Here is a 6,298-nt window from a genome sequence, read left to right as displayed (position 1 = left end):
ATTTGTAAGACTCTGCGCGCAGGACCACCACCGTCCATTCGGGAAGTAGACGCTCTTGCACGAGACACAGGCAAGGTGTTTACTCCGAATCACGACAATCTCGAACGCTTTGTTGCTTGCTGGAGACATATCACGGAAACGTCGTCTCCTTTCAGCGAAGCGGCGCGCGATCAAGCGATCGACAAGGCAGCGCTGGCCGGGCGCACGATCGATGAATCGCTCTCATCACCCCATCTGGCGCCACTGGCGATGGTCGGCTTCCCGGCGTCTGACGAAGCCGGTGCAATGCGAACGACTTGCTGCGTCGTTGGCGGAGCGTCCCTGAGGGACACCACCCACGCCACCAGGTCTGGCCACTGCCGGTTCCAAGGTGCCATGTACCGGCATGTGGCGTGTCTGGCCACGAACTGCTATGCGAAACCCTTGGGAATCAACCCGTGATGACGTGCCTCGCGTGCCATTTCCTCGCGAAAATCCGGATGCGCGATGGAGATCATGGCCTTGGCCCGCTCGGGCACCGACTTGCCCTTGAGATTGACCATGCCGTATTCGGTCACCACATACATCATGTCCCTGCGCGGCGTGGTGACCACGTTGCCCGCTGACAGGTTCAGCACGATGCGGCTCTTGCGCACCCCGCGCCGTTCATGGGTGGACGACAGGCAGATGAACGACTTGCCGCCCCTGGATGCGTAGGCCCCGCGCACGAATTGCAACTGGCCGCCCGTGCCGCTGATGTGGCGATGACCGTCGGACTCGCTGGCCGCCTGGCCCTGCAGGTCCATCTGCGTGGTGTTGTTGATGGCCACGACGCTGTCGTTGCGCGCAATGAGGTGCGGCAGGTTCGTCTGATCCACCGGGCAGCACAGGATGTCCGGGTTGCGGTCGATGGCAGCGTACATGGCCTTCGAGCCCAGGCCGAAGGTGCATACCATCTTGCCACGCTCCACTTGCTTGGCGCCACCAGTGACGACGCCGGCCTTGTAGAGATCGACGATCCCGTCGGTCATCCTTTCGGTGTGCACGCCGAGGTCGCGCACACCGCTTTCCAGCAGCAGCGAACACACGGCATTGGGCATGGCGCCGAGCCTACCTGCAGGCAAGCGCCGTTTTCGATCTCGGCAGCGATCAGTCTCGCCACGACCCGGTCGGCCGCAGTCGGCGGCGGGTTGGGCAAATTGGCCGCCGGGCGGTGGTCTCCTTCGATAACGTAGTCCACCTCGCTGAAGTGCACGCCATTGTCTACACCATGCAGATAGGGCAGTCCGGCGGTGACTTCGACGATCACGACCTTGGCGCGCGAGACGATGGCGCGATGCCAAAGGTTGGCTGCACTGAGATTGAAGAAACCGTTCTCGTCCATCGGACAGACCTTCAGCACGGCGATGTCAGGGGGATCGATGAAGCGGTGGTAGTAGTCGGGTATCTCGCCCAGGTTGCACGGGATTAGTTCGCCAGCCCGGCGTCGCCTTTCTTGCGGTCATACCCGCCGTGGTGCCAGCTAAACCAATGGAAATGCTCACGTTGCGGGTCGGCTTCGAGCACCGCGCGTGGCCGCATGCTCAGGCAGCCACGGATCCTCACGTCGTGCAACTCGGCCGTGCGTTCGGCCAAGGCTTGGTCAAACACGTCGGGCTGGGCCAGCGCGGTGCCGTATTCGAGCTGGCTGCCGGACCGCACGAGAGCAGCTGCGTCGGCCGCCGAGATCCGACATGCTTGCTTGGTATGGGCTACGGGCGTCATGGCCATCTTCTTTGAGTTGTTCCGATCGCGGAGAGCGGGTTTCGGATGGGCGATTGCACCGGCCGCTAGCAACCACCGCGGGCGTTCTGCCTGGATCGCTGCCTGGAGGCATCATCGTCGCCTTTGGTTCCCGTGCCAGCGGTATATGACAGGCGCGTTTCGCCAGGTTCATTTGCCACTGAGCTGGCTGCTGTCGACTCCACGGCTGCGCCGAGAAGGGCGAGCGCTGTGCCTGGGTGCCCCACGGTCAGAGAAGTACGGCCGTCGAACGTCCCTGAGCCCAACGCCAGCTTCCAGGCAGCGATTCGGTGCCCGTCAATGTCGCTGGTGGGCCAGAGCTGTCGGCCGCATCCTCAGATTCGACGTCAGAAAGCAGACTGTCACCCGACTCGATGACGGCACGCCTTGCGGCGCGCATCGGCCCGGGCACAGGCGTGCCTGCGCTTGGCTTTTGTATGGGCAGAGCGGCCAAGGCTGTCGCGATGGCCCGGATGCCCAGCTCCTGCTCCCCGCGCTACTGGTGCACGATCGCTAGAGCGTTGTATCCACGCGCGAGGCTAGGGTTGAGTCGAATGCCCTTTTGACACATGGCAAGCGCTTCATCGTGCTTCCCGGCACAGCCTACGCTTTTACAACGGTCAATCGACGAGTCTTGCGGGAAGCCGATCGGGTCGTGACGGCGTTTTCATTGGAGCAAAAAAGTTCTTCGATCTGGGCGAGCCGTTCCGCTCGTTCACCGGTCGCCGCACCGATGGCATGAACAGTGCGGCGCACGGCCTCCAGCATGCGTCTGCGCTCGTTCATGTCGGGCGGCAGCATCTTCGGGATGGCAGCCAGAGCTCCTTCGGGGTCGAGCATCAGGCTGAAGTACTGCTCGCGCAAAGTCAGTTTGAAGGCTTCCAGCGTCAAATCAGAGCTTTGGGCGCGGATCTGGCTCAACACGTTGAATGCGCGCTCATCGACGCCGGCCCCCGCCATGCCGATGTATAGCAGCGCACGAATCGCCGCCTCGCGAGCGCCCCCCTCGGCCACACGCGCCCTGAGCTGGGCAACACGTTCCTGGATGAGAGCAATGCGCTCCGGAGCCATTCCCGGCCGAGGCCGCGGCGACTCGTCGGTGGCTCCCAATCCCACCATGGCCTGGACAATGGGCGAGCTGTAGATCGCAAGGAAAATCTTTTCCTGCGTGGCGTCGCGCAGATCGCGATATCCGTCAAGGGCGGCGACGATCCCGTCCGAGACCATCGCTTGCCATTGCAGCCAAGGATTGGCGGACGAGATTGGATGGCGCTGTTCGCGCACCTGTGTCGCGAGCTGTGCGACCTGCTTCATCAACGGGTTGCGCTCAGAAAAGAGCTCAAAAGGCAGCTCGGCGTGATCGAGTTTTCTCAACCACTCGGCACTCTGGTCATTGATGGCAGCCTTGACGAACGGCTGCACCAAGGCGCGGTAGAGGCCGAGGTTGATCTCGGAAACACGCCTCACGGCCGCGAAGCGGCGCTCATTGTCTGGGTCCGGCTTGACGATGGTTCGAATGTCGTCGAGCGTACGCGGCTCGAAGCGCACGATCCATTCGCCCGTGATCGCCTCCTGACTGGCTGCCTCGGCCGTCCTCGGGGTCATGACAGCCTCATACAGCCCGGGCGGCAGGACGTCGATCAGGTCGATGTTGGAGGCAAATTCCTGGTGTTCCTTCTTGGCTACGCCGCCCGAGACGAAGATACCGAGATGGCCGACGCTCTCGTGAACGGCGTAGACGATGGTCTGACCACAGGCGCGGACATCGTCGTCACTGCCGTAAAGATCGACGATCCAACCTAAAGCCTGCTGCGGCGGAGTGATGTTGTCTCCCTTGGAGCAGAAACATACGATCGGCGACCGAATGTTGCGCAGATCAACCCTTGCCCCGTTCTGGGTCACGATCTCTGCGGTGGCAAGCCGATTGCCGATAAAAAGCTGATCGACGATCCACTGGATTTCCTCGGCATTGAGGTTGACATGGCCGCCCCACCATTTCTCGAACTCGATGTAACGAGGCCCCTCCGTGTCCACCTTCGACCAGAGGCTGTAGCGCTTGGTCCACAGGGTGTTGGACGGATTGAGGTTTTCGAAATTCTCGACCAGATGGCCACCATTGAATTTGCCGTTGCCCAGGTCACTGGCCAGCGCGGTCATCCAGCTTCCGCCAGCAAGGCCGCCGGTGTAGCGCATCGGGTTCTCGCCTTGCACGCCAGCCCAGTAGGACAGGGGGGAGCCGGGGACGATGATTGGGCCGAACAGTTCAGGTCGGATCGCGGCCACCAGCAGTATGGCCCAACCGGCCTGGCAATTGCCGATGACGCAGGGTTTGCCTTCGACACCCGGGTGCAGTTCGATGACCCGTTCCAGGAACACTGCCTCGGCGTGCATGATGTCTTCGATGGTCTGGCCCGGCATCGGCTCTGGCGTGAAGCCAACAAAATAGCAGGGATGACCTGCGCGCATCGCCACGCCGAGCTCGCTGTCCGCCTTGAAGCCGCCGATGCCCGGTCCGTGTCCGGCTCGTGGATCGACCACCACGAACGGTCGCTTCAGCGGATCGATCGCCATTCCGGCCGGCGCATTGACACGCGCCAGCAAGTAGTTGACAGGCCTGGCGAAGTTGCGCGCGTCCAAAACCAGCTGGGCGTCGAAGCTGAGCACATGCGGCACCGCCTTCGCCTTTTGCGCGTAGTACTGGTCGCTGCGTTGTCGCATCACATCCCAGAACAGGATGGTGCGCTCCGCGGCATCAGTCAGGTATTCACCAAGCGGCCCCCATGCTTGCGGAACTGCGTTCATGTTCCCGCCTGCCGGCATCGCCGGCCATGCGGGCGGTGCACCAGAAGCGTGCTTTGCGGTCACGCTCGTCTTGTCTATCGCATTCTTTGACATCCGTATTCACTCCGTATGGCAAGACTTCGCCGTGGTGGACCCATGCGCATCGTCCAGCTGCCGATCTTATTCCCATAGCACTGGCCTTGATTGACACTTATCAACAGGTCATGCAACTGACTTGATCTGGCGATTCCGGGCGAACGTACGGGCCGTTCGCCGACGCTGGATTTCGGCAGAGCTTGAGTACGATCAAAGCCGCCTGGCCGCCACGATGCCCTATGCCAGATCGTCTGAATTGGCGAGCCTTGGATTGCAAATTGGCGCGTCGGCTCAAGGATCTCCTGGTCAGGGCGGAGTCAGGACGCCCAGCGCAACAGCACGAGCGCCAGCACCGCAAGAAAAACGGTCTCGCCGATCATGAACAGCACCGGCTTGAGTCCGACGGCGGCGAGTTCGCGCACCTGCGTCTTCATGCCGATGGCGGCGATCGCGGACACCAGCGCCCAGCGCGAGAAATCGCTGCCCGCCGTGGTCACCACTTCCGGCAGCCAGCCGGTGCTGTTGAGCGCCACCAGCACGGCAAAACCGATCGCAAATCCGGGAAGCAGCGGCGGACGCGGACCGCTGGTGCCCTTGCCCAGCGCGCGGGTGCACATCACGGCAAACAGGATCACCGGCAGCAGCATCGCCACCCGCATGAGCTTGACCACGGTGGCGATGTCGCCGATGTCCTTGGACATGCCGTAGCCGGCGCCGACCACCTGTGCCACGTCGTGGATCGTGGCGCCCAGGAAGATGCCGGCCCCATGCTCGGAAAGCCCGAGGGCGCGCGCGATCATCGGGTAGACGATCATGGCCGTCGTCGACAGCACCGACACGCCCACCACCGTGAACAGCGTCGCGCGCTCCTTCTGCGGATGCGCCGGCAGGGCCGCCGCCAGCGCGAGCGCCGCGGAGGCGCCGCAGATGGCGGTGGCGCCGCCGCTGAGCAGGCCGAACAGCGTGTTGAAGCCCAGCAGCTTTGCGACGACCATCGACAGGCCGATGGTCAGCACCATCGAGACCACCACCAGCAGCACCGGATGCCAGCCCAGTTCTGCCACCTGTCCAATGGTGATGCGCAGTCCCAGCAGGGCCACGCCCCAGCGCAGCACCTGCCGCGCGGTGAATTCGATGCCGGGCTTGCAGGGGCCGTCACCGGAGAGGAAGTTCATCGCCATCCCGAGGATGAGCGCGAACAGCATCACCGGCGCGCCGTAGTGCTGCGACAAAAAGGTGGAGGCGACCGCCACCACGACGCAGGCGAGGACGCCCGGAAACAGCGTGCGGCTGCCAGCCGACAAGGTGGTAAGTGAAAGAGTCGTCATAGGCACCTCAGGCCGCGGCCAGCAAATGGCCCTCGTGGGCGTCGCGCAAAACGTTCCTCGGCAGCTTGCCCGCGGCTCTGAGCGGATTGCTGTCGGTGCTGCATGCCTGGGGCATGAGAGAGATGAGCCCGCTTGGCTCGGCCTGCACGCTCAATCCGGAGAACGTGGTCGCAGTGGTGGCGTTCGGCATGGTTGACCCACGTCCGCAGGTCCATCATCGCTCCGTTCATGGCAGTACTTTCCGTTCGTTCAATAGGCTCGCGGCGTGCGGGCACGCCCGGTCAGGCTGGCGCGGTGCCTGGGGTGGAGGGGGTGGCGGCGGCCTCCTCCCG

Annotated in this window: 7 protein-coding genes; 2 read left to right on the top strand and 5 right to left on the bottom strand. The window is 63.2% G+C overall.

Annotation, left to right across the window (positions count from 1 at the left end):
* On the top strand, nucleotides 1-441 hold a 441-nt coding region (locus WKW80_RS36865; RefSeq protein WP_340368506.1), incomplete at its 5' end, for a hypothetical protein.
* On the opposite strand, the gene WKW80_RS36860 is transcribed toward WKW80_RS36865, so the two are convergent.
* From WKW80_RS36860 to WKW80_RS36840, 5 genes are all read right to left on the bottom strand, one after another.
* Nucleotides 411-1,079 (bottom strand): acetyl-CoA hydrolase/transferase family protein, encoded by a 669-nt coding sequence (locus WKW80_RS36860; protein WP_340368505.1) that lies wholly within the window; start codon nucleotides 1,077-1,079, stop codon nucleotides 411-413. The two genes, WKW80_RS36865 and WKW80_RS36860, sit on opposite strands and share 31 nt — an antisense overlap.
* Nucleotides 1,007-1,387 carry a hypothetical protein gene (locus WKW80_RS36855; RefSeq protein WP_340368507.1) on the bottom strand — a complete coding sequence of 127 codons (381 nt, stop codon included), beginning with the start codon at nucleotides 1,385-1,387 and terminating at the stop codon, nucleotides 1,007-1,009. The genes WKW80_RS36860 and WKW80_RS36855 overlap by 73 nt, the downstream gene beginning before the upstream one ends.
* 59 nt (nucleotides 1,388-1,446) lie before the next feature.
* Complete coding sequence (locus WKW80_RS36850) at nucleotides 1,447-1,743, bottom strand: sugar phosphate isomerase family (protein WP_340368504.1); 297 nt, start codon at nucleotides 1,741-1,743, stop codon at nucleotides 1,447-1,449.
* Between the two features lie 621 nt (nucleotides 1,744-2,364).
* A complete protein-coding gene (locus WKW80_RS36845) occupies nucleotides 2,365-4,563 on the bottom strand; it encodes a DUF3141 domain-containing protein (RefSeq protein ID WP_340368503.1) in 2,199 nt (732 codons plus the stop codon).
* A gap of 392 nt (nucleotides 4,564-4,955) precedes the next feature.
* Complete coding sequence (locus tag WKW80_RS36840; RefSeq protein WP_340368502.1) at nucleotides 4,956-5,966, bottom strand: YeiH family protein; 1,011 nt, start codon at nucleotides 5,964-5,966, stop codon at nucleotides 4,956-4,958.
* Nucleotides 5,967-6,031: 65 nt separating this feature from the next.
* Between WKW80_RS36840 and WKW80_RS36835 the strand changes: the two genes are divergently transcribed.
* A partial coding sequence (locus tag WKW80_RS36835; RefSeq protein WP_340368501.1) for a hypothetical protein occupies nucleotides 6,032-6,298 on the top strand: 267 nt, incomplete at its 3' end.

Origin of the sequence: Variovorax humicola, from assembly GCF_037889915.1 — a bacterium.
Lineage (GTDB): Bacteria > Pseudomonadota > Gammaproteobacteria > Burkholderiales > Burkholderiaceae_C > Variovorax > Variovorax humicola.
Note: the sequence above shows the minus strand (reverse complement) of the source record. Positions and strands in the feature narration are given on the sequence as shown.

Excerpts from the sequence above, each read along its gene's own strand:
- WKW80_RS36860 (WP_340368505.1), bottom strand. The coding sequence starts at position 1,079 with ATGCCCAATGCCGTGTGTTCGCTGCTGCTGGAAAGCGGTGTGCGCGAC.
- WKW80_RS36850 (WP_340368504.1), bottom strand. The coding sequence starts at position 1,743 with ATGACGCCCGTAGCCCATACCAAGCAAGCATGTCGGATCTCGGCGGCC.
- WKW80_RS36845 (WP_340368503.1), bottom strand. The coding sequence starts at position 4,563 with ATGAACGCAGTTCCGCAAGCATGGGGGCCGCTTGGTGAATACCTGACT.
- WKW80_RS36840 (WP_340368502.1), bottom strand. The coding sequence starts at position 5,966 with ATGACGACTCTTTCACTTACCACCTTGTCGGCTGGCAGCCGCACGCTG.